Origin of the sequence: Acrocarpospora pleiomorpha, assembly GCF_009687885.1 — a bacterium.
Classification (GTDB): domain Bacteria; phylum Actinomycetota; class Actinomycetes; order Streptosporangiales; family Streptosporangiaceae; genus Acrocarpospora; species Acrocarpospora pleiomorpha.
On record NZ_BLAF01000016.1, the window covers coordinates 57,577 to 78,387 of the forward strand.

A 20,811-nucleotide genomic window follows, 5' to 3' on the forward strand; every position below is an offset into this window, starting at 1 on the left:
CGAATGGGCGAAGCGATTGGGCGGCGCAGGTCGGGGCGTACGCTGGCAAGGAAGCCCGCGATGGGCTGACGGGGTGGCCGCGCAGCCTGTACGGAATCGGGTTGCCGATAGGGGCATCTTCGTCCTGACGTGGCTGGGGCAGTCGGGGGCGGGGACGGCCGCCGCTCTCGATCTTCCTGCGGTCGCCGCAGTTCAAACCGGGGTGCGCCGCATGGGACGACCGGTGAGGGGAACTGAAGTCCGAACGCTCTCCCAGGAAAGAAGGGTGGAGATGGCGAAGACTGTGGTCATCACTGGGGCCAGTGCGGGGGTTGGCCGGGCGGTGGCGCGGATGTTCGGGCGGCGTGGGGATTCGGTGGCGCTGGTGGCGCGGGGAGAGGTGGGGCTGGAGGCGGCTGCCGAGGAGGTTCGTGGCCTGGGCGGGCGGGCGCTGGTGCTGCCGGTGGATGTGGCCGATTCGGAGCAGGTTGAGGCGGCGGCCGAGCGGGTGGAGGCGGAGCTGGGGCCGATCGATGTGTGGGTGAATGTGGCGTTCGCGACCGTGTTCGCGCCGGTTACCGAGATCAGCGCGGCCGAGTATCGGCGGGTCACCGAGGTGAGTTATCTGGGGTTCGTGCATGGGACCCAGGCTGCCCTGGCCAGGATGCTCCCGCGCGGGAGTGGTGCGATCGTGCAGGTGGGGTCGGCGCTGGCGTATCGGGCGATACCGCTGCAGTCGGCGTACTGCGCGGCCAAGCACGCCATCAAGGCGTTCACCGAGTCGCTGCGGTGTGAGCTGCTGCATCAGAACAGTGGGGTCCGGGTGACGATGGTGCAGCTGCCGGCGCTCAACACGCCGCAGTTCGACTGGGTGATGTCGCGGCTGCCGAACCGGCCGCAGCCGGTGCCGCCGATCTACCAGCCGGAGGTGGCCGCGCGGGCCATCGTGTTCGCGGCCGACCATCCCGAGCGCAAGCAGTTCTGGGTGGGGGCGATGACGGTCGCCGCCCTGCTGGCCGACCGTGTCGCCCCGGCGCTGGTGGATCGGTATCTGGCGGCCACCGGGTACGCGTCCCAGCAGACCGACGAGAAGCGCGACCCGTACGCGCCGGTGAACCTGTGGGAGCCGGTGGACGGCGAGGGAGGCCATGACTTCGGCGCGCACGGGCGTTTCGACGCGCGGGCGCACAGTGCGAGCCCGCAGGTGTGGCTGTCGCGGCATCGCCGGCTGGTGGCCGCGGTGGCGGGGCTGGCGGGGGTGACCTGGCTGGTGCGCACTGTCACACGTTGATGTGAAGTAACCGACTGGCGGCGGCCTGCCAAAATCGGCTTTGTCGGCTTTTTGGTCTAACACCCTTTTTGTCATGTTCTGTCGGGGGAAGGGTGGGCAGCATGGCCATGCTGTTCGAGCGACTGGAACGTGACCTGCGGGCGCGTGTGGCGGGCGAGGTCCGGTTCGACACCGCCAGCCGGGCGATGTACGCGACCGACGCGTCCAACTACCGGCAGGTCCCGATCGGCGTGGTCGTGCCCAGGTCGGTGGCGGACGCGGTGGCGGCCGTGACGGTCTGCCGGGAGCATGACGTGCCGTTGCTGTCGCGCGGCGGCGGCACCAGCCTGGCGGGGCAGTGCTGCAACGCCGCCGTGGTCATCGACTGGTCCAAATACTGCGACACCGTCGGCTCGGTCAACGAACAGGATCACACGGTCGTCGTGGAACCGGGCATCGTCCTCGACCAGCTCAACGCCCGTACCCGGGAGCACGGCCTGATCTTCGGCCCCAAACCCGCCACCCACACCCACTGCACGCTCGGCGGCATGCTCGGCAACGACTCGTGCGGCTCGACCGCCCAGGCGTACGGCAAGACCAGCGACAACGTCGCCGACCTGGAGGTTCTGACCTACGACGGCCGCCGCTTCTGGACCAGCCGGCCGCCGCCCGGCCTGGCCCGCGAGCTGAGCACCCTGACCGACCGCCACGCCGACGAGATCCGCCGCCGATTCCCTGACATTCCACGCCGCGTCTCCGGCTACGGCCTGGACGCGCTGCTGCCGGAGAACGGCTTCGACCTCACCCGAGCCCTGGTCGGATCGGAATCGACCCTGGTCACCATCTTGCGGGCCCGGCTCAAGCTGATCCCGGAACCGCCCGGCCGCTGCCTGGCCGTCATCCCGTTCCCGACCGTTTTCGACGCCGCCGACGCCGCCGCCGAGGTCGGCCGCTACCAGCCGATCGCGCTGGAGGGGATCGACGACCGCCTCGTCGATTTCGAACGGGTCAAACACCTCAACGAGGACTTCCTCCGGCTGCTCCCCGACGGCGGCGGCTGGCTGATCGTGCGATTCGGCGCCGAGTCGGATGAGGCCGCCGACGCCCAAGCCCGTCGGATGGCCGCCGAGTTGGGTCTCCAGGCCACCTTCTTCGACGACCGGCGGCAGGCCGAGGAGGTCTGGGCGATCCGCGAGTCGGGGCTCGGCGCGACCGCCTGGGTGCCGATGGCGCCGGACGCCTGGCCCGGCTGGGAGGACTCCGCCGTGCCGCCCGACCAGCTCGGGCCGTACTTGCGCGACCTGCGCGACCTGCAGCACGAGCACGGCTACACGGCCTCGCTCTACGGCCATTTCGGCCACGGATGCGTGCACACCCGCATCCCGTTCGACCTGACCTCCAAGGCGGGCCTGGACACCTACCGCTCCTTCGTCGAGCAGGCCGCCGACCTGGTGGTCTCCTACGGCGGCTCGCTGTCGGGCGAGCACGGCGACGGCCTGGCCCGGGGCGAACTGTGGCCGCGCATGTTCGGCCCGGACCTGATGGCCGCCTTCGCCGAGTTCAAGGCCCTGTTCGACCCGCGCGGCCGGATGAGCCCCGGCAGGCTCATCCCCGCCGACCGCCTGGACGACCATCTCCGCCTGGGTACGGACTACCGTCCGCCGGACCCGCCGACCGTCTTCGCCTACCCCCAGGACGAGAACTCCTTCGCCCGGACGGCGCTGCGCTGCGTCGGCGTCGGGGAATGCCGCCGGGAGGAGGGCGGGGTCATGTGCCCCAGCTACCGGGTGACCCGGGAGGAGAAGCACTCCACCCGGGGCCGGGCCCGGCTGCTGTTCGAGATGCTGCGCGGGGATGTCGTCACCGGCGGCTGGCGATCGCCGGAGGTGCGGGACGCGCTCGATCTGTGCCTGGCCTGCAAGGGCTGCAAGAGCGACTGCCCGGTCGAGGTGGACATGGCCACCTACAAGGCCGAGTTCCTGTCCCACCACTACCGGGGCCGTCTGCGTCCGATGGCGCACTATTCGATGGGCTGGCTCCCGATCTGGGCGCGGCTGGCGAGCCTGCTGCCCGGCCTCGCCAACCGGCTCGCGGCATCGCGGCCGCTCAAACGGCTGGCCGGAATCGCGGCGGAACGACCCGCGCCCGCGTTCGCGAAGGCCAGGTTCAGCGACTCGTACGCCCGCCGGGGCCCGGCCGGTGACGGGTACCGGGGCGAGGTCGTCCTGTGGCCCGACACCTTCACCGACAACTTCCACCCCGCCGTCGCCGTCGCCGCCGTGCGCGTGCTGGAACGCGCCGGTTTCACGGTACGGCTGCCGCGCGCGCCGCTCTGCTGCGGCCTCACCTGGATCTCCACCGGCCAGCTGCACACCGCGAAACGGGTGATCCAGCGCACGGTCCGCGTGCTGCGCGAGGAGATCAGAGCCGGGCTGCCCGTGGTCGCCCTGGAGCCGTCCTGCACGGCCGTGCTCCGCGCCGACGCCGCCGAGCTCTTCCCGCACGACCTGGACATGGCTCGGCTGCGCGCCCAGACCGTCACCCTCGCCGAGCTGCTGGACCGCCACGGTGTGCGGCCGCCGCGCCTGGACCGGCCGGTGCTCCTCCAGCCGCACTGCCACCAGCACGCCGTCCTCGGCGCCGACGCCGACGCCCGCCTGCTGCGCGCCGCCGGCGCCGAGCTGACCGTCCTGGACGCCGGATGTTGCGGCCTGGCGGGAAACTTCGGCTTCGAACGGGGGCACTTCGCGCTCTCCATGGCCTGCGCCGAGTACGCCCTGCTGCCCGCCCTGCGTCAGGCCCCCGATGAGGCGCTGATCCTGGCCGACGGGTTCAGCTGCCGTACCCAGATCGAGCACGCGGGCATCGGCCGCCAGGCCCTGCACCTGGCCGAAGCGCTGAAGGCCGCCTGGCGGGACGCGCTGCCCGCCGCTTTCCCGGAGCGGGCCGCCCGGCGCCCCGCCCCGGCACGGCGGGCGAAGACCCCAGCGGCTCGCGAGCTCCGCACCCAGGCGATGGAAGCCGGAGGCGCCTCCGCGAGGCCGCCGGAACGGGTCGGCGCGGGCCACCGGTGATGACTCCGATCGACCGGGTCGAGGCCGCCGGCACGCTCGACTCTTGAGCAGAGGCCGGCCCCACATCGTCGTACACGACGAGCCAAATGATCGGAAAGGGAGAGCGCGCGCCCGCTCCAGGGGTACAGAACCCCTGATAGCCGCAGAGGAGAGCGATATGAGGCTTGCCGGGGCCCGCGTTCTGATTACCGGCGCGTCTTCGGGAGTTGGGGCGGCGACCGCGCGGGTGATGGCCGAGGCCGGCGCGCGGCTGGTGCTGGCGGGGCGGGACAAGGCGCGGCTGGAGGCGGTTGCCGCCGAGACCGGTGGATGTGTCGTGGTCTCGGATGTCATGGACGGCGTGGATGAGCTCGCCGAACGGGCGGGTGCCGTCGATGTGCTGGTCAACAACGCGGGAGTGGGGTGGGCGGGGCCTCTGGCGGGGATGCCGCAGCAGCGGGCCGACGAGTTGGTGGCGGTCAACATGGCCGCGCCGATTCAGCTGACCCGGCTGTTGCTGCCGGGGATGGTGGCAAAGGGTGAGGGACACATCGTCTTCGTCGCGTCGATCGCCGGTGCGATCGGGGTGGGGAACGAGGCGGTGTACTCGGCGACCAAGGCGGGCTTGCTGGTCTTCGCCGAGGCGCTCCACCACGAACTCCGCGGGTCCCGGCGGGTCGGCGTGTCGACGGTGCTGCCCGGCGTGGTGGACACACCCTTCTTCGACCGGCGCGGCGCCGGGTACGAGCGGCGCTGGCCCCGGCCGATCCCACCCGAGCGGGTGGCCCGCGCGATCGTGACGGCCATCCGCCGGGGCCGGGCCGAATCGTACGTGCCGGCGTGGCTTCGCCTGCCGGCCCGACTGCGGGGGGCGGCACCCGGACCGTTCCGCAGGCTCGCGCGGCCGCTCGGGTAGGTCAGCCGCTGCGGGCCGCGCGCAGGGACTCCTTCAGGGAGGCGAGAGTGGCGAAGACGGCGGTGGGTTCGTAGCCGCAGTGGGCCATGCAGTTGGCGCAGCGCGGGTCGCGTCCCCGGCCGTAGGAGTCCCAGTCCGTCTCCTCGATCAGCTCCCGGTACGTGCGGGCGTAGCCGTCCGCCATCAGATAGCACGGGCGTTGCCAGCCGAACAGCGAATAGGACGGGATCGCCCATGCCGTACAGGGGAAGTCGACCTTGCCTTCGAGGAAGTCGAGGAAGAGCGGAGAGTGGTTGAAGCGCCAGCGGCGGCGGTTGCCGTCGGCGAAGGCCTTGCGGAACAGCTCGCGGATCTGCCGCACCCCGAGGAAGTGCTCCTGGTCGGGCGCCTTCTCGTAGGCGTACGCCGGGGAGATCATCATCTGGTCCACGGACAGCTCGTCGTTGAGGTAGTTGAGCACCTCGATGACCGTCTGCGGCGTGTCGGTGCTGAAGAACGTGGTGTTCGTGGTGACCCGGAAGCCGCGCCGCCGGCACTCGCGGATGGCGGCGACCGCCTCGTCGAACACGCCGTCCTTGCGTACCGACGCGTCGTGGCGTTCCCGGAGGCCGTCGATGTGCACCGTCCACGCGAAGTACCGGGACGGCACGAACTGGTCGAGCTTCTTCGGGATGAGCAGGGCGTTGGTGCACAGGTAGACGTACTTGCGGCGGGCGGTGAGCTCCCTGACGATGTCCGCGATCTGGGGGTGCATGAGCGGTTCCCCGCCCGCGATCGACACCATGGGGGCGCCGCTCTCCTCGACCGCGGCGACGGCCTGGTCCACGGGCATGCGCTGTTTCAGCACGTCGGCGGGATGCTGGATCTTGCCGCAGCCCGCGCAGGCGAGGTTGCAGGCGAACAGCGGCTCCAGCTCGACCAGCAGCGGGAACTTCGCCCGCCGCCGGAGCTTCTGGCGGAGGATGTAGCCACCGATGCTGAGACTCTGGCGGATCGGGATCGTCATGGTCGCACTTCCTTGTGAAGGGTGGAGCGGACGGCTCGGGCAGGCGGCGGACCGGTGTCCGCGGCCCACCGCAGCAGGGCCGGGCCGATCCGGTGCAGCGCCCGGCGGGCCAGGTTGACGCGGCACGGCATGGCCGGGCTGAACAGCGACGCCCGGGGCGTGTCGACGATGACGCGCACCGCCGCCAGCGGATGGCCGGACGCCGCCGCTGCGAGCGGGCCGGTCTCCATGTCGACCGCGTGCGCTCCGCCCGCCGCGAGGCGCCGGCGCTCGGCCCCCACCACCACGTGGCCGCTGGTCAGCAGTGTGCCGGTCCGTACGGGCAGGCCCGCCCGGGCCAGTTCGGCGGCGAGCCGGGCCGCCGACGGGCAGGGGACCACCCGCCCGGCGAACCGGACCTCGTCCGCGACGAACACCTCCCCCGGGCGGAGGCTCGCGTCGAGCGCTCCCCCGAACCCGACGACGGCCAGCGCGTCGTACGGCGGCAGGGTCGCCGCGGCACGCCCGGCCCGGCGCGGCCCCGGCCCGGTACGGAGCACCCGTACGTCTGGGGAAAGGCCGCGCCTGACCGCCCACGCCTCGATCCCGAGTGCGGCGCAGACCAGCAGACCGGTCATGACGGCTCCCCCGAGCGCAGGTAGCGGCCAAGGGCGCTGATCGGGAAGACGAGCCGGTAGAGGTGGTAGTTGATATAGAAATCGCGGGGGAAGCCGGTCCCGGTGAAGTGCGGCTCGTCCCAGGTGCCGTCCGGTCGCTGCCGCTCGACCAGCCACCGTACGCCCCCTTCGACCGCCGCCGAGCGTTCCCCGGCGGCGAGCAACGCCAGCAGCGCCCACGCCGTCTGTGACGGCGTCGACTCCCCGCGGCCGACCCAGGCGGGATCGGCGTAGGAACGCAGGTCCTCGCCCCAGCCGCCGTCGTCGTTCTGGTGGCGCTCCAGCCAGGCGACCGCCCGGCGCACACAACGCGCCTGCGGGCGTACCCCTGCCGCGACCAGGGCGGGGACCGCTGCGCCGGTGCCGTAGACGTGGTTGGCGCCCCACCGGCCGAACCACGAGCCGTCCGCCTCCTGCGCCTTCAGCAGCCAGAGGACCCCGCGCCGCAGGGCCGGGTCGCCGGCCGGCCGCTCGTGGGCCAGCGCCTCGACGACGTGGGCGGTCACGTCGGCCGACGGCGGGTCGATGACCGCGCCGAAGTCGCAGAACGGCAGCTTGGCGCAGAGCGCGCGGGTGTTGTCGGCGTCGAAGGCCGCGAAGCCGCCGTCCCGCGAGGCCATGCCGGCCATCCATCGCAGGGCGCGGTCGATCGCCGGGCGGGCGCCGGGGCGGTGGGTCCGGCGCAGCGCGAGGACCACCTCCGCGGTGTCGTCGGTGTCGGGGTAGATGTCGTTGTCGAACTCGAACGCCCAGCCGCCGGGCGGCAGCGAGGGCCGCCGGACCGACCAGTCCCCCGGGGTGGTGATCTCCTGGGTCAGCAGCCAGTCGGCGCCCTCGGCGACGGCCGGATGGTCGGCGGCGACTCCCGCGTCCAGGAGGGCGTTGACGGCGAGCGCGGTGTCCCACACGGGCGACTGGCAGGCCTCCACCCGGCGGCCCTGGTGGTCCCGGATGGTGAACCGGTCGAGCCCGGCGAGGCCCCGGGCCATGACGGGATGGTCGAGGCGGTACCCGGACAGGCGCAGCGCGATGAGCGAGTACACCCAGGGGGGCTGGATGCCGCCCCAGGATCCGTCGAGCTCCTGCCGGGCGGCGATCCAGTTCACGGCGCGGCGGAGGGCCACTTCTCGGGGTGCCTTCAGCGGCTGCCGTTCATAACGGTGCAGAACGCGGTCGAGGCGGGCGAACGCGACCTCCCAGCCTGTCCGGGCGTGCTGCCGCGCCGGGCGGCCGGTGCGCAGTTCGGCCAGGTCGAACGGGAGCGGGCAGACCGGCCGGTGCGCGCTCACCACGGTGAGCGGGACGATCGTCTGGCGGGCCCAGCACGCCCAGTCGTAGATGTTCAGCGGGAACCAGGACGGCAGGAACATCAGCTCGGGCGGGAGGACCGGCAGGTCCGCCCACGACCACTGCCCGAACATGGCGAGCCAGATCCGGGTGAAGACCCGCGTCGCCTCGATGCCGCCCGACCGGCGGACGAATTCCGCGGCGGCGCGCAGGTGCGCGGCCTCGGCCGGGTCGCCGGCGAGCCGGAGCGCGACGTAGGCCTCGACGGTGGTGGACAGGTCGCCGGGGCCGCCGTGGAAATTGGCCCAGGTCCCGTCGTCCCGCTGCTGGGCGCGGATCCAGCGGGCCGCCTCGGCCGTGTCACGTTCGGTCCTGATGCCGAGGAACTCCCGGAGCAGCAGGTCCTCGGCGTCCATGGTCACGTTGGTCTGCAGTTCGCCCTTCCACCACCCTTCGCCGGAGCGCAGGGCGATCAGGTGGTCGCACGCCCGGTCGAGGGCGCGCGCGGTGGCCATGTCAGTGACCCCGGGATCCAGCCGAGCGACCGTCTCACGCAGGACCGGCTCGACCAGCTCCCTGGCGGCCGCCGGCTGCGGCGGAACGGGCGGGGTCATGTCGCCGCCACCCCCTGCCGCAGGTAACGCCTGGCCAGCCGGGCCGCTTGGAGTCCGCTGCGCACGGCGCCCTCCATCGTGTCGGGCCAGCCCGTGTCGGTCCACGCGCCGGCGAGGTACAGCCAGGGCAGCCGGGTGGCCGCCGGCGGCCGGAGCGCGCCGCTGCCCGGCCCTTGCCGGAAGGTGGCGCGCCGTTCCCTGGTCACGAAGAAGTCGGTGAGCGCCGCCCGCCGCGCCGCCGGGAACAGCAGCTCGAGCGCGGGCGCGAACTCGTTGCGGATCTTCGCGACCGGCAGGTCGATCCACCGGTCCGCGGCCGACACCGACACCGCGAGGTACTGGCCCGTGCCGAGCCCCGCGACCCGGGTCTTGTCGAAGACCCACTGCACGGGCGAGCCCACGACGGCGGCGAACGGCAGGCCGGTCACCCGGCGGTCGTAGACGGCGTGCACGTTGACGATCGGGCTCGCGGACAGGCCGCTCCACCGGTCCCGATCGGGCGCCGCCTCGGCGGGGACGAGCCGCGCGGCCTGGTCGTGCGGGGTCGCCACGATGACGGCGTCCGCCGGGACGCGCACGCCGTCCACGACGATCGCCGGTCCCGGCCCGACCGCCGTGACCTTGGCCGACAGGCGGACCTCGCCGCCGCCGCGCCGGATGGCGGCCTGGGCGGCGGTGCCGTGCAGCTCGCCGAGGGGTGCGGCGGGCACGCCGATGTCGGCGGCGCCGGCGCGGCCGAGCAGGGCGGTCTTGAACACCATCGCCGCCGCCCCGAGCGCCACCTCCGTGCTGCCCGCGTTCAGCGCCGCCACCGTGAACAGGTCCCAGAGGGCCTGCCGGGCGGGGTCGCGCTGGCCGCAGGCGGTGAGCCAGCTCGCCAGGTCGATCCGGTCGAGCGCCCGGTCCGCCGGGTCGAGCCTGGCCAGCGCGAGCGAGGCGCGCACCGCGCGGAGCCGGTCCGCCGGTGGCAGCAGGGAGTAGGTCGCGAGGGCGGGCATCAGATGGAGCGGCCCGGGGAGGGCGGCGCGGCGCAGGCGTCCGGTCCGCCCGTCCGGGGTGAGGACCCGGATGTCGAACCGGTCCTGCAGGCGCACCCGGTCCGCCACCCCGATCCGGTCGAGCAGCCCCCGGTAGGCCGTGCAGCAGCGCAGGAACACGTGCTGGCCGTTGTCCACCGACAGCCCGCCGCGGTCGAAGGAGTGCGTGGCGCCTCCCAGCCGGGGCCGCGCCTCGTACAGGGTGACCGCGTGGCCCGCCCGTACCAGGGCCACGGCGGCGGAGATGCCCGCCAGCCCGCCGCCCACGATCGCGACCTTCGCCGGGGGGCCGTTCACCGGCTGAGTCCGGCCAGCGCGGAGGCCGCGACGTACGCCTTGCGCCACGAGGGCACCGACGACGTCGCGGCGAGCGCCCGCAGGGGGTGGGCGGCGATGCGTTCGAGCAGGGACCGGTAGATGCCGGCCATCGCCGCCGCGCATGCGGTGCTCCGCCGGTCGAGCATGGGCATCAGGCGCCTGCCCTGCTCGTACCACTCACGGGCCCGGCCGGCCTCGAACCGGATGAGCGCGGCCAGCCGCGGCGGCGGATCGGTGAACCTGCCGGAGACGTCCATCTCCAGCGTGCAGCCGAAGCGTTTCAGGTCCTCCGCCGGGAGGTAGATCCGTCCGGCGAGCCTGTCCTCGCGCACGTCACGCAGGATGTTGGTCAGCTGCAACGCCAGGCCCAGGGCGTCGGCCAGCGGCGCGGCCGCAGCCAGGTCGGCGGCGCCGAAGACGCCGAGGGAGAGCCGCCCGGTCGATCCGGCGACGCACCGGCAGTAGTCCAGCAGGTCGTCGAAGCTGTCGTAGGTCACGCCGCGCACGTCCGCGACGCACCCGTCGATGAGCTCGTCGAACGCGGTCAGCGGGATGGGAAAGCGCCGGGCCGCGTCGGCCAGGGCGACCAGGACGAGGTCGCCGTCGTCCGGCGCCGATCGGCGGAGCGAGGCGCGCGCCTGCTCCAAGCGTGCCAGCCGCTCGCCGACGGGTCCGTCACCGTCGCCGATGTCGTCGATGCGGCGGGCGAAGGCGTACACGGCGCTGAGCGCCCGGCGTTTGGGCGCGGGCAGCAGCCGGATCCCGTAGGAGAAGTTCCGTGCCCGGGAGCGGACGATCTGCTCGCAACACCGGTACGCGTGGGATGTTGTCACCGGAACCTCTTCCTGGTCATGACAAGAAGGCGCAGCCACCCGGCCAGCCACCGGCCGCGACGGGGCCGGACGGTCCGCCCGAGAACGTCGTAGCGGGCTCCTTCGAGCGCGGACAGGGCGGCCTGGCCGCCCGCGACGTAGCCCGCGACGGCCACCCTGGCCGGACCGGTGAGGGCGGCGGCGAGCGGACGCCCGCGGGCCAGCAGCGCCGCGGCCCGCTCCGCCTGGATCGCCACCACCCGGCGCACCCGCACCGGCGTGGTACGGCCCGCGAGATCGTCCTCGGCGCAGCCGAACCGGCGCAGATCCTGGCCGGGCAGGTACACCCGCCCGCGGGCGTAGTCCTCCCTGGCGTCCTGGCAGTGCTCGATGATCTGCAGCGCGGAGCACACCCCGTCCGCCAGGCGCAGCCGCTGGGGATCCGCCGCGCCGAACACGTGCAGCACGATGTGCCCGACGGGGTTCGCCGACAGCGCGCAGTAGCCGAGCAGGTCGTCGAAGGTGGCGTACCGGGTGACCGACTGGTCGCGCCGGTTGGCCGCCACGAGCCGATGGAACGGCTCGGCCGGGATCGCGCACGCCTCCACCGTCCGGCGGAGCAGCCGGGTGGGCGCCAGCCGAGGGTCCGACCCGGCGTAGAGACGATCCAGGTCCGATTCGACGGCGTCGAGCAGGCGCGACCGGTCCCCCGGCTCGGCCTCGTCGCCGATGTCGTCCAGGAACCGGACGAACACGTACACCGCCGAGAGGTGATCACGGTAGCCGCGCGGCAGCAACCGCAAAGCGACGGGGAAATTTTCTGACCTGGCCTTTGCCAGAATTCCCCGAATGCTATTCAGCTGCGACGACGACACAGACTCTGGATTTCCCGGAAAAGACCGGATAAACAGCGGCCTGCTCCTATTACGCCCACCTGATAGGGAATTTACAAATCACCACGCGACCAGCGGGAATACGAAACGCGCCACGTCAAGAATTGACGGTCCAGCTGTTTCGGGGCATGCCCGGGTGGAAAAAACGGTGATCATCGCAACAAGGAGGACCCGTGGCCTTTGTCAGGGGAACCCGCGACGCCGTGGTCCCGCAGCGGCCCGACCCGCAGCCCCATCGCGTGGCAGCGGTCCACCAGCCGGGGCAGGGCGCCGAGCGCCGAACGCCAGCGTTCACCGGCCCCGCTGAGATCGCAGTCGTGGAGCAGCAGGGTCGCGCCGCCCCGCAGGCCCGGCGTCAGCGTGGCCAGCACCGAGTCGGGGGTCGCCGAATCCGTCCAGTCCTTGCCCCAAGCCGTCCACAGCACCGGCCGCAGGGCCAGCCGCCGGACCGCGACCAGGGTCTCCCAGGAGAGCACGCCGTACGGCGGCCGGTACCAGACGGGACGCGCCCCGGTCACCGACTCGACGAGGGCGGCGGCCCTGCCGATCTCCGCGGCCACCCGGCCCGGCCGGGTGGTCAGGGCGTTGTCGTGCCGCCAGCCGTGCACGGCCACCTCGTGCCCCTCCGCGACGATGGCACGTCCAAGGTCCGGATGGCGTTCGAGCGCCGTACCGAGGACGAAGAAGGTGGCCCGGCAGCCGAGCCGCCGCAACTCCGCCAGGAAACGCGGAGTCGACCGCGGATCCGGGCCGTCGTCGAAGGTCAGCGCCACATGGCCGGGATCGCCGACCCCGCTGAGACCGGGCAGCCGGCGCCGTACGGAGGGCAGCCAGGTCGCGGCCGGGCCCGCGTGCAGCAGCCCCAGCCCGGCCACCGCCATCGGCAGGGCGAACCGGTTCACTCCGATCGCCGGGTGGAGGAGCGGTGACACGGCGGCTGCTGATCCTGAGCGCGAGCATGGGCGCCGGTCATGACCAGGTCGCCGCGGAACTCGCGCGGCGGCTCGGCGCGGAAGGCGCCGACGTCGAGATCATCGATGTCCTCCACCTGCTCCCGTTCCGGCTGGGCGTCGCGCTGCGCCGGAGCTACCACTGGATGATCAAACGCGCGCCATGGCTCTACGAGGTCATCTACCAGGTCTTCTTCCTGGCCAAACGGGCGCCGTCGGTGTCGCCGCTGACCGGCCTGATGGCGGCCCGGCTGAGCCGCGAGCTCGCCCGCCGCCCGCCCGTGGAGGTCGTGTCCACGTTTCATCTGGCCGCCCAGGTCGCGGGGCGGTTGCGGCGGCGCGGCCGGTTGCGGGCGCCGAGCACGGTGCTGATCACCGACTTCGCGGTGCACCGGCTCTGGCTGCATCCGGGCAACGATCGGGTGCTCACCCTCAATCCCGCCGCACGCGCGTCCATCGCCGCCGCCACGGGCCTGCCCGCCTTCACCTGCGCGCCCGTCGTGGCACCCGCGTTCCGCGATCGGACGGCGGAACCCGGAGACCGGCTCGTGCTGGTGTCCTCCGGGTCGTGGGGGGTGGGCCGGCTGGCGGAGACCGCGCGCGTGCTGGCCGGATCCGGGTACACGCCGGTCGTGCTGTGCGGGCGTGACGCCCGGCTGCGCCGTACCTTGGCCGGTTCGGGCGCCGGGGTGGTGCTCGGGTGGCGGGACGACATGCCCGGCCTGATGGCGGCGGCCTGCGCGCTGGTCGACAACGGCGCCGGGCTGACCTGCGTGGAAGCGTTCGCCGCAGGCCTGCCCGTGATCATCTACCGGCCCATCGCGGGCCACGGCCGCGACTGCGCCCTCGCGATGGCCCGCGCGGGCGTCGCCGGGTACGCGCGCGACGCCGCGGCCCTGCTCGACGCGCTGGACCGCCTGCGGGACGAGCGGCCCCGGGTCGCCCTGGCCTCCGCCCTGTTCGCGTCGGCGCCGGCCGAGGCCGTGCTCATCTCCGCGCCGGGTGGGCGGCCCGCGCCGGAGGCGACCGCGCGAGCAGAAAGCTGCCCCGAATGATCAGGACGACGCCCAGCACCTCGGGCAGGATCCACGCCCCCGCCCGGATGTCCTCGCCGAACATCAGCGCGCCGTAGAGCATGCCGGCCACCGGGTCGCTGATGGTCAGCGCCGGCTGGGAGGCCACCAAGGGACCGCTCTGCAAGGCGTTCTCCAGCAGGAACACGCTGAACAGGCCGGCCGCCACCATCGCGTACGGCGGCCAGGACCTGGCCAGCGCGGACGGGTCCTGGCTGAGGATGGACGTGCTCTGCTTGATGAAGGCGGCGGTGAAGGCGAAGCCCATACCGGCGGCCACCCCCAGCGCGGCCGGCCGGGCCAGGCCGGTGGCGAGCCGGCCCGCCAGCACGAGCCCGGCGATGGCGCATCCCGTCACGATGGTGGCCAGCGCCCATTCCGACGCGGTGGGGACCCGATCCCCGGGGGTGGGCGCGGCACTGACCAGCAGAACCGTGATCCCCAGCATCATCGTCCCCACCGCCAGCCATGATCGCCGATCGAGCGCCACGCCGAACGCCCGCGACAGGATGAGCACCGTGATCGGCAGTTCGATGGTGAGCACGGGCTGGACGATCGCCAGCGCTCCCGTGGCGAGCGCGGCCGCCTGGAGAACGAACGCCGCGATCATCGCGGCGATGCCGCCGAGCCAGATCCGGTCGCGGACCAGAGCCAGGATGAGGGCGAACCGGAAGGCCTTCCGCGCGGGCACGGCTCGCGCCGCGCGACGCTGCAACACCGACGCGACAGCATTACTGACCGCGGCGAGCAACGCCAGCATCACGGAGATCAATACCCCTCCCAGGACGGCGACCGTCTACCGGGGGGTGCTGAATTAGCGTTCCCCACCACCAGGGAAGATCACGTTTGGGACACCATCCAGATTGCGAACCGATACCGTCGGACAAGTCGGGCTGAAACAATTAGTCGTAGCCCGACTGTTCATAGGATGACGAAATGTACGCTCTTGCCCCGCTTGCCGATGCAGTATGACGTGGTCGGCGTTCACAACTGAAGCGGAGTGCGAGGCGGATGGCTGTGCAATCACCTGACATCGCGATTCTGGGCGGTGGCATCGGCGGGCTCGCAACCGCCGCGTTCCTTCATCGCGCGGGCCTCTCGAGCACCGTGTACGAGCAGGCGCCAGAACTGAAGGAGCTGGGCGCCGGCATCATGGTGGCCCCCAACGCGGCTCGGCTGATCCGGCGGCTGGGCGTCATCGACGTCTTCCTGCGGCAGGCCGTGCGGCTCGACGTCGGCTGGGAGTTCCGGCGGTGGCAGGACGGGAGCGTCTTGTCAGCCGAGAACCTCACCACCGAATGCTCTCGGCTGTACGGCGAGCAGACGTACACCGCGCACCGCGCCGACCTGCTCGACGTCATCAAGGCGGCCGTGCCCGAAGGGACGATCAAGCTGGGCAGGCGCGGTGTCAAGCTGGACGACGGCGATCGCCCCGCGCTGCTCTTCGAGGACGGCGAACGCATCGAGCCTGACGTCCTGATCGGGGCTGACGGCGTTCATTCCGTGGTACGGCAGTCGCTGGCCGATGCGACGCCCGCAAGGTACTCCGGCATGTGTGCTTTCCGCGCGCTGGTCCCAGCCGACCAGGCCCCGCCGTTCGCCCGGCGGCCCGCGCAGACGCTGTGGATCGGCCCGGCCCGCCACCTGGTGCACTATCCCGTCTTGGGCGGCAGGTTCGTGAACCTGGTGGCGTGCGCCCCAGCGGGCGACTACTCGGTCGAGTCGTGGACCGCGACCGCCACCGTCGAGGAGTTCCGCGCGGAGTTCGAAGGATGGGATCCCCGCCTGCGGGACCTGATCAGGGCCGCTGGGACCCCGGGGCGCTGGGCGCTCTTGGACAGGCCCCCGTTACGTCGCTGGAGTCGCGGAACCGTCACGCTCCTCGGCGACGCCGCCCACCCCATGTTCCCCTTCTTCGGCCAGGGTGCCGCGCAAGCCATCGAAGACGCCGCCGTGCTGGCCGCCTGCCTTGCCGAGGACGGGACAGATCCTGCCCGCGCCCTGAGACGCTACGAGGCGCTGCGCATGCCTCGAACGAACCGCCTGCAGGAGGTGAGCCATGGGCGTTCGCACATCAATCACTTACCGGACGGACCCGAGCAGGAAGCCCGCGACAAGTCTTTCGCCGACTCGGACCCCCTGGTGGCGAACGGCTGGATCTACGGGTACGACCCCGATGTCGCAATGAGCGCATGACAAGGAAGGCCACCGCGATGACCACCGTGCCCGCGCAGCAGCAGGACCGCGAGGAAAGGTTGACCGAGCTCGTGGTGCGCTCGTTCGACGCGTGCGCCAACCCGCGGCTCCAGCGGCTCATGGTCGGACTCGTACGCCACCTGCACGCCTACATCCGCGAGGTCCGGCTGACCGAAGCGGAGTGGGCCGAGGCGATCGACTTCCTCACCCGATGCGGCCACATCACCACCGACAAGCGGCAGGAGTTCATCCTGCTGTCCGACACTCTGGGCGCCTCGATGCAGACCATCGCGGTCAACAACGAGGCCTACGGCGAGGCTACCGAAGCGAGCGTCGTGGGCCCGTTCTTCGTCGAGGGCTCGCCGGAGGTCCCGCTCGGCGGGGACATCTCCAACGGCGCGGCCGGCGAGGCGTGCTGGGTGGAAGGATCGGTCCGGGACACCGAAGGCAGACCGCTGCCCGGTGTCCTCATCGAGGTGTGGGAGGCCGACGAGGACGGCCGCTACGACGTCCAGTACGACGATGACCGAACCGCCGCCCGCGCCCACCTCTACACCGACGACGACGGAAACTACCGGTTCTGGGGCATCACGCCGACGCCGTATCCGATCCCCCACGACGGGCCGGTCGGGACAATGCTCGAAACGGTGGGACGATCCCCGCTGCGGGCCTCCCATCTTCATTTCATGGTCGTCCACGAGGGCTACCGCACCCTGGTGACGCACATCTTCGTCCAAGGAGACCCGCTACTCGACTCCGACGCCGTCTTCGGCGTCAAGGAGTCACTCGTCCAGCACTTCCAGCAGCAGCCGGACGGCACGCCGACCCCCGATGGGCGAAAGGTGGACGGCACCTGGTCGGCGGTCCGCTTCGACATCGTCCTCGCCCCCGCCAGGACATAGCCCGGTGGGCGAACAGGGCGGCGGCCTGGTCGGCCGCCGCCCCGCCTTCACTTGCGCAGGGGCGCGAGCGCCTCGGACCAGGCGACAACCTGGTCGAACGTCACGGCCAGCGCGTCGACCTGGTGCGCGCCCGGCGTCAGCGTGGTGAAGTTCTCGAAGTCGGTGTAGAAGGACAGCGCCACCTGGGATCTCGTCGTCGCGAGTTGCACCTCGGCGGCGACGAGCCGCAGGTGCTCCACGGCCCGGACGCCACCCGCGACGCCGTAGCTGACGAATCCGGCCGCCTTGTTGTTCCACTCCGCGTAGAGATAGTCGATGGCGTTCTTCAACACGCCGGTGGTCGAGTGGTTGTACTCGGGCGTGACGAACACGAACCCGTCGAACCCGTCGATGACCTGCGACCAGGCCTTGGTGTGCTCGTTGTCGTAGCGACCGCCGGAGGCGGGCGCCGGCTCGTCGAGATGGGGCAGCGGGTGGTCGATGAGGTCGACGATCGCGAACTCCGCGTCGTCCCGCCCGGCCGCCTGGGCGAGCACCCAGTCGGCCACCGTCCTGCTGTACCGGCCCGGCCGCACGCTCCCCACGATGATGGCGATCCTCGTCACGTCTTGACTCCTCAGGGTCGATGTCTGATGTCCTTGAACGGCCCTGGCAAAATGACCGTCCCGACCCCCTGAGCAGCCGCAGGGAAAGGTTGATTCCCACTAAAGGACATGCACTATTTAGTGCGATACGCACCTCAAAGTGCATATCGGAAAAGGAGCGAAATGATGATCCCAGACATTGCGAACGTCCCATCGGCCTGCGAAGATGACCAACTCAAATCACTCCTACGCGGCCTGCTCACCACCATCGGCGACAAGTGGACCCTCGTGGTCATCGCCTCCCTCACCGCGGGCGAGCAACGTTTCACCACACTCCTGCGCACCGTCGACGGCATCTCCCACCGCATGCTCACCAAGACCCTCCGCGACCTCGAACACGACGGCCTGGTCACCCGCAACGTCCACGCCGAGGTCCCACCCCGCGTCGAGTACGCCCTGACCCCCCTAGGCCGCACCCTCCTCGAGCCGATCAACGCCCTCACCCACTGGGTCGACACCCACGGCCACACCGTCCTGGAGAACCGCGCCTCGACATCGTGACCTCGCTCACCCAAGCACCTCGATCACGACCTTGCCCCGGGCATGGCCCTCCTCCACCGCCCGCAACGCCCGGCCGGCCTCGGCCAGCGGGAAGGTTCGCGTCACGTACGGATCCAGCACGCCCTCGGCCACCAGCCACGCCACCGCGTCCAGCACCTCGCGGGTGCGCGCCCGCTCCACCCCCACGCCGCCGAGCGCCGTCACCGTCGCCCGGTCCGCCGCCGTGACCAGCTTGGCGCGGTCGTCGAGCACCTCGGCCACCTCCTCCAGGGCGGCGCCGCCGACCAGGTCGACGATCGCGTCGACGCCGTCGGGCGCGGCGGCGCGCACCCGGTCGGCCGTCCCGGGTCCCGGCTCCACGTGCGTGACTCCCAGCGAGGCCACGAAATCCTTCTTCTCGGCGCTCGCCGTGCCGAGCACGCGCAGACCGGCGTGGCGGGCGATCTGCGCGGCGGCCACGCCCACCCCGCCGCCCACGCCGGTGATCAGCAACGTCGCCCCGGGCAGCAGGCGCACCTGCTGGACGGCGTCGTACGCGGTGGCCGCCGCGACCGGCAGCGTGGCCGCGGCCGGGAACGAGACGCCGGACGGTTTGCGCGCGGTGAGGTCGACGGGGAGCAGGGTGTACTCGGCGTAGCCGCCGGTGATCGGGTTGCCGAAGACCGCGTCGCCCGGCGCGAAGTCCGTGACGTTCGGGCCGACCGCGGCCACCAGGCCGGAGACCTCGCTGCCGAAGACGGCGGGCAGCGCCTCCGGGGCAGCGCCCGGCGGGGCGTATCCGGTCCTCCGCTTCCAGTCGATCGGGTTGACTCCGGCGGCCCTGACCGCCACCAGTACCTGCCCCGGCCCCGGGACCGGCCGGGGCAGGTCGGCCAGGTCCTCGACCTCAGGGCCGCCGTGCTCGCGGTAGACGTACGCTCTCGCCATCGAATTTCCTCTTTCCTGTTCAGGCGCCCTGCCTGGGGAGACCAGGCGGGTTGATCTGGGACTGCGGGATCGCTTCGTTGCTCAGCCCCCAGCGAGCCAGCACCTCCGCGTACTTGCCGTTGCCGATAACCGTAGTGAGTGCCTCGTTGACCGGTTTGACCAGGCCGTTGTCCTTCTTGGTCATGGCGGCGATGAGACCCTGGAGGTCAGGTCCTGCGCCGGAGGCGGTGCCGACGATGCGGGAGCCGCCGCTGACCGCGATGTTGTAGGCGATGGCCGGGTTCGGGCCGAAGTAGGCCTGGATGCGGCCCGACTTCAGGGCCAGCAGCGCGTCGCCGTACTTGTGGTAGTACTGGATCTCCGCCGGCTTCAGGCCCGCCTGCTTGTTCTGCTCGTCCCAGTCGAGCAGGATCTTCTCCTGGTTGGTCCCGGAGTCCACCGAGACGCGCAGGCCCGCGATGTCGGCCGGCTTGCCGATCTCCTTGATCGGGCTGGAGTCGATCACCTGCCAGCCGAGCTGGTCGATCCGGTAGGTGGCGAAGTCGTAGGTGTCCTTGCGCTCCTCGGTGACGGTGACGTTGTTGAAGACGACCTCGTACTTGCCGGATTTGGTGCCCAGGAAGAGGTTCTCCCACGAGCTGTTCTCCGGCGCGATCTCCAGGCCGAGCACGTCCGCCACCAGCTGGGCGAGGTCGGTCTCCACCCCGATCAGGGTGGTGTCGTCGGTGGCCGGGAAGACCAGCGGCGGCGAGCCCTCCCCGCTGAAGCCGACCGTCAGCTTGCCGTCCTCGGCGATGGCGGCGGGCACCTGGGCGGCGATGGCGTGCACTTTCCCGGCCCGCACCCGGTTCTGGTCCGGGCCGATGTTGATCGTCTGGCCGCCCACCGCGGGCGCGGCGGAGCTGGGCGCGTCAGCGGGGGTGAGCGTGGGTTCCTCGCCGCAGGCAGCGGCGGCGAGCAGCAGCAGGAAGGCGGGTACGGCGGCGGCCCGCCGCAGGGTGAGGCGCATCGGGGTTCCCTTGGTCAGAGGACTTTGCTGAGGAAAGCGCGGGTGCGTTCGTGCCGGGGATGGTCGAGAACCTGGGACGGCGGGCCCTGTTCGACGATCAGGCCCTCGTCCATGAACACGACGGTGTCGGCCACCTCGCGCGCGAAGCCGATCTCGTGGGTGACCACGAGCATGGTCGTGCCGCTGCGGGCCAGGTCCTTCATCACCTCCAGGACCTCGCCGACGAGTTCCGGGTCGAGCGCGGAGGTGGGCTCGTCGAACAGCACCACCTTGGGCTCCAGGGCGAGCGCGCGGGCGATGGCCACCCGCTGCTGCTGGCCGCCGGAGAGCGTGCGCGGGTAGGCGTCGGCCTTCTCGGCCAGGCCGACGCGGTCGAGCAGCCGGTCGGCGAGCGCGTCCACCTCGGCGCGCGGGCGCCGCTGCGCCGACCGGGGCGCCTCCGCGACGTTCTCCCGTACGGTGAGGTGCGGGAACAGGTTGAAGTTCTGGAAGACGAAGCCGATCCTGGTGCGCTGCCGGAGGACCTCCCGCTCGGGCAGCTCGTGCAGCCGGTCGCCGGAGCGGCGGTAGCCGAGCAGTTCCCCGTCCACTTCGACCGTGCCGGTCTGGACCTTCTCCAGGTGGTTGATCGTGCGCAACAGGGTGGACTTGCCGGAACCCGACGGGCCGAGGATCACGGCCACCTCGCCTTGCCGTACGCGGAGGCTGACGCCGCGCAGCACCTCCAGGGAGCCGAAGCTCTTGCGCACGTCGGTCAGCTCCACCATG

Annotated in this window: 19 protein-coding genes; 7 read left to right on the forward strand and 12 right to left on the reverse strand. The window is 71.9% G+C overall.

Annotation, left to right across the window (positions count from 1 at the left end; translation table 11 throughout):
• The first annotated feature begins 271 nt into the window (after nt 1–271).
• The 3 genes from Aple_RS15985 (at nt 272) to Aple_RS15995 (ending at nt 5,218) form a co-directional block, all read left to right on the forward strand.
• Complete coding sequence (locus tag Aple_RS15985) at nt 272–1,270, forward strand: SDR family oxidoreductase (protein WP_155345392.1); 999 nt, start codon at nt 272–274, stop codon at nt 1,268–1,270.
• A 101-nt stretch (nt 1,271–1,371) separates the two neighbouring features.
• Complete coding sequence (locus Aple_RS15990; RefSeq protein WP_155345393.1) at nt 1,372–4,323, forward strand: FAD-binding and (Fe-S)-binding domain-containing protein; 2,952 nt, start codon at nt 1,372–1,374, stop codon at nt 4,321–4,323.
• Between the two features lie 157 nt (nt 4,324–4,480).
• The gene (locus Aple_RS15995; protein ID WP_155345394.1) at nt 4,481–5,218 is read left to right on the forward strand and encodes an SDR family NAD(P)-dependent oxidoreductase; all 738 of its coding nucleotides are present in this window, start codon (nt 4,481–4,483) and stop codon (nt 5,216–5,218) included.
• A 1-nt stretch (nt 5,219) separates the two neighbouring features.
• Here the strand turns inward: Aple_RS15995 and hpnH are convergent, their stop codons facing one another.
• The 7 genes from hpnH to Aple_RS16030 all read right to left on the reverse strand — a co-directional run bounded on the left by hpnH (nt 5,220) and on the right by Aple_RS16030 (nt 12,773).
• Nucleotides 5,220–6,224, reverse strand: a complete 1,005-nt coding sequence (hpnH, locus tag Aple_RS16000) for an adenosyl-hopene transferase HpnH (protein ID WP_155345395.1) — start codon at nt 6,222–6,224, stop codon at nt 5,220–5,222.
• On the reverse strand, nt 6,221–6,841 hold the full coding sequence (locus Aple_RS16005) for a phosphorylase family protein (protein WP_155345396.1): 621 nt from the start codon (nt 6,839–6,841) through the stop codon (nt 6,221–6,223). Before Aple_RS16005 ends, hpnH begins: the two co-directional genes overlap by 4 nt.
• A complete protein-coding gene (gene shc, locus Aple_RS16010) occupies nt 6,838–8,781 on the reverse strand; it encodes a squalene--hopene cyclase (protein WP_155345397.1) in 1,944 nt (647 codons plus the stop codon). The genes Aple_RS16005 and shc overlap by 4 nt, the downstream gene beginning before the upstream one ends.
• Nucleotides 8,778–10,115: a hydroxysqualene dehydroxylase HpnE gene (gene hpnE, locus Aple_RS16015; protein ID WP_246264504.1), complete on the reverse strand. Its 1,338-nt coding sequence runs from the start codon at nt 10,113–10,115 to the stop codon at nt 8,778–8,780. Before hpnE ends, shc begins: the two co-directional genes overlap by 4 nt.
• The gene (gene hpnD, locus Aple_RS54410) at nt 10,112–10,969 is read right to left on the reverse strand and encodes a presqualene diphosphate synthase HpnD (protein ID WP_246264505.1); all 858 of its coding nucleotides are present in this window, start codon (nt 10,967–10,969) and stop codon (nt 10,112–10,114) included. The genes hpnE and hpnD overlap by 4 nt, the downstream gene beginning before the upstream one ends.
• Nucleotides 10,966–11,823 (reverse strand): squalene synthase HpnC, encoded by an 858-nt coding sequence (gene hpnC, locus Aple_RS16025; RefSeq protein ID WP_170321496.1) that lies wholly within the window; start codon nt 11,821–11,823, stop codon nt 10,966–10,968. Before hpnC ends, hpnD begins: the two co-directional genes overlap by 4 nt.
• 170 nt (nt 11,824–11,993) lie before the next feature.
• Nucleotides 11,994–12,773: a polysaccharide deacetylase family protein gene (locus Aple_RS16030; protein WP_246264509.1), complete on the reverse strand. Its 780-nt coding sequence runs from the start codon at nt 12,771–12,773 to the stop codon at nt 11,994–11,996.
• On the opposite strand from Aple_RS16030, the gene Aple_RS16035 reads away from it, so the two are divergent.
• Nucleotides 12,767–13,846: an MGDG synthase family glycosyltransferase gene (locus Aple_RS16035; RefSeq protein ID WP_246264511.1), complete on the forward strand. Its 1,080-nt coding sequence runs from the start codon at nt 12,767–12,769 to the stop codon at nt 13,844–13,846. The genes Aple_RS16030 and Aple_RS16035 overlap by 7 nt on opposite strands.
• On the opposite strand, the gene Aple_RS16040 is transcribed toward Aple_RS16035, so the two are convergent.
• A complete protein-coding gene (locus Aple_RS16040; protein WP_246264517.1) occupies nt 13,779–14,627 on the reverse strand; it encodes a DMT family transporter in 849 nt (282 codons plus the stop codon). The genes Aple_RS16035 and Aple_RS16040 overlap by 68 nt on opposite strands.
• A gap of 248 nt (nt 14,628–14,875) precedes the next feature.
• Between Aple_RS16040 and Aple_RS16045 the strand changes: the two genes are divergently transcribed.
• Nucleotides 14,876–16,060 carry an FAD-dependent monooxygenase gene (locus Aple_RS16045; RefSeq protein WP_155345401.1) on the forward strand — a complete coding sequence of 395 codons (1,185 nt, stop codon included), beginning with the start codon at nt 14,876–14,878 and terminating at the stop codon, nt 16,058–16,060.
• Complete coding sequence (locus Aple_RS16050) at nt 16,057–16,962, forward strand: hydroxyquinol 1,2-dioxygenase (RefSeq protein WP_246264512.1); 906 nt, start codon at nt 16,057–16,059, stop codon at nt 16,960–16,962. Before Aple_RS16045 ends, Aple_RS16050 begins: the two co-directional genes overlap by 4 nt.
• A 47-nt stretch (nt 16,963–17,009) precedes the next feature.
• Here Aple_RS16050 and Aple_RS16055 read toward each other — a convergent pair whose 3' ends face one another.
• Nucleotides 17,010–17,567: an NADPH-dependent FMN reductase gene (locus Aple_RS16055; protein ID WP_155345402.1), complete on the reverse strand. Its 558-nt coding sequence runs from the start codon at nt 17,565–17,567 to the stop codon at nt 17,010–17,012.
• A 162-nt stretch (nt 17,568–17,729) separates the two neighbouring features.
• Between Aple_RS16055 and Aple_RS55535 the strand changes: the two genes are divergently transcribed.
• Nucleotides 17,730–18,107, forward strand: coding sequence for a winged helix-turn-helix transcriptional regulator (locus tag Aple_RS55535; protein WP_281361564.1), 378 nt, complete (start codon nt 17,730–17,732; stop codon nt 18,105–18,107).
• A gap of 6 nt (nt 18,108–18,113) precedes the next feature.
• Here the strand turns inward: Aple_RS55535 and Aple_RS16065 are convergent, their stop codons facing one another.
• The 3 genes from Aple_RS16065 to Aple_RS16075 are packed head-to-tail and all read right to left on the reverse strand — an operon-like array spanning nt 18,114 to nt 20,810.
• A complete protein-coding gene (locus Aple_RS16065) occupies nt 18,114–19,034 on the reverse strand; it encodes an NADP-dependent oxidoreductase (RefSeq protein ID WP_155345403.1) in 921 nt (306 codons plus the stop codon).
• A gap of 19 nt (nt 19,035–19,053) precedes the next feature.
• The gene (locus Aple_RS16070) at nt 19,054–20,043 is read right to left on the reverse strand and encodes an ABC transporter substrate-binding protein (RefSeq protein WP_155345404.1); all 990 of its coding nucleotides are present in this window, start codon (nt 20,041–20,043) and stop codon (nt 19,054–19,056) included.
• A 14-nt stretch (nt 20,044–20,057) separates the two neighbouring features.
• A complete protein-coding gene (locus Aple_RS16075) occupies nt 20,058–20,810 on the reverse strand; it encodes an amino acid ABC transporter ATP-binding protein (protein ID WP_155345512.1) in 753 nt (250 codons plus the stop codon).
• Nucleotide 20,811: the final 1 nt, after the last annotated feature.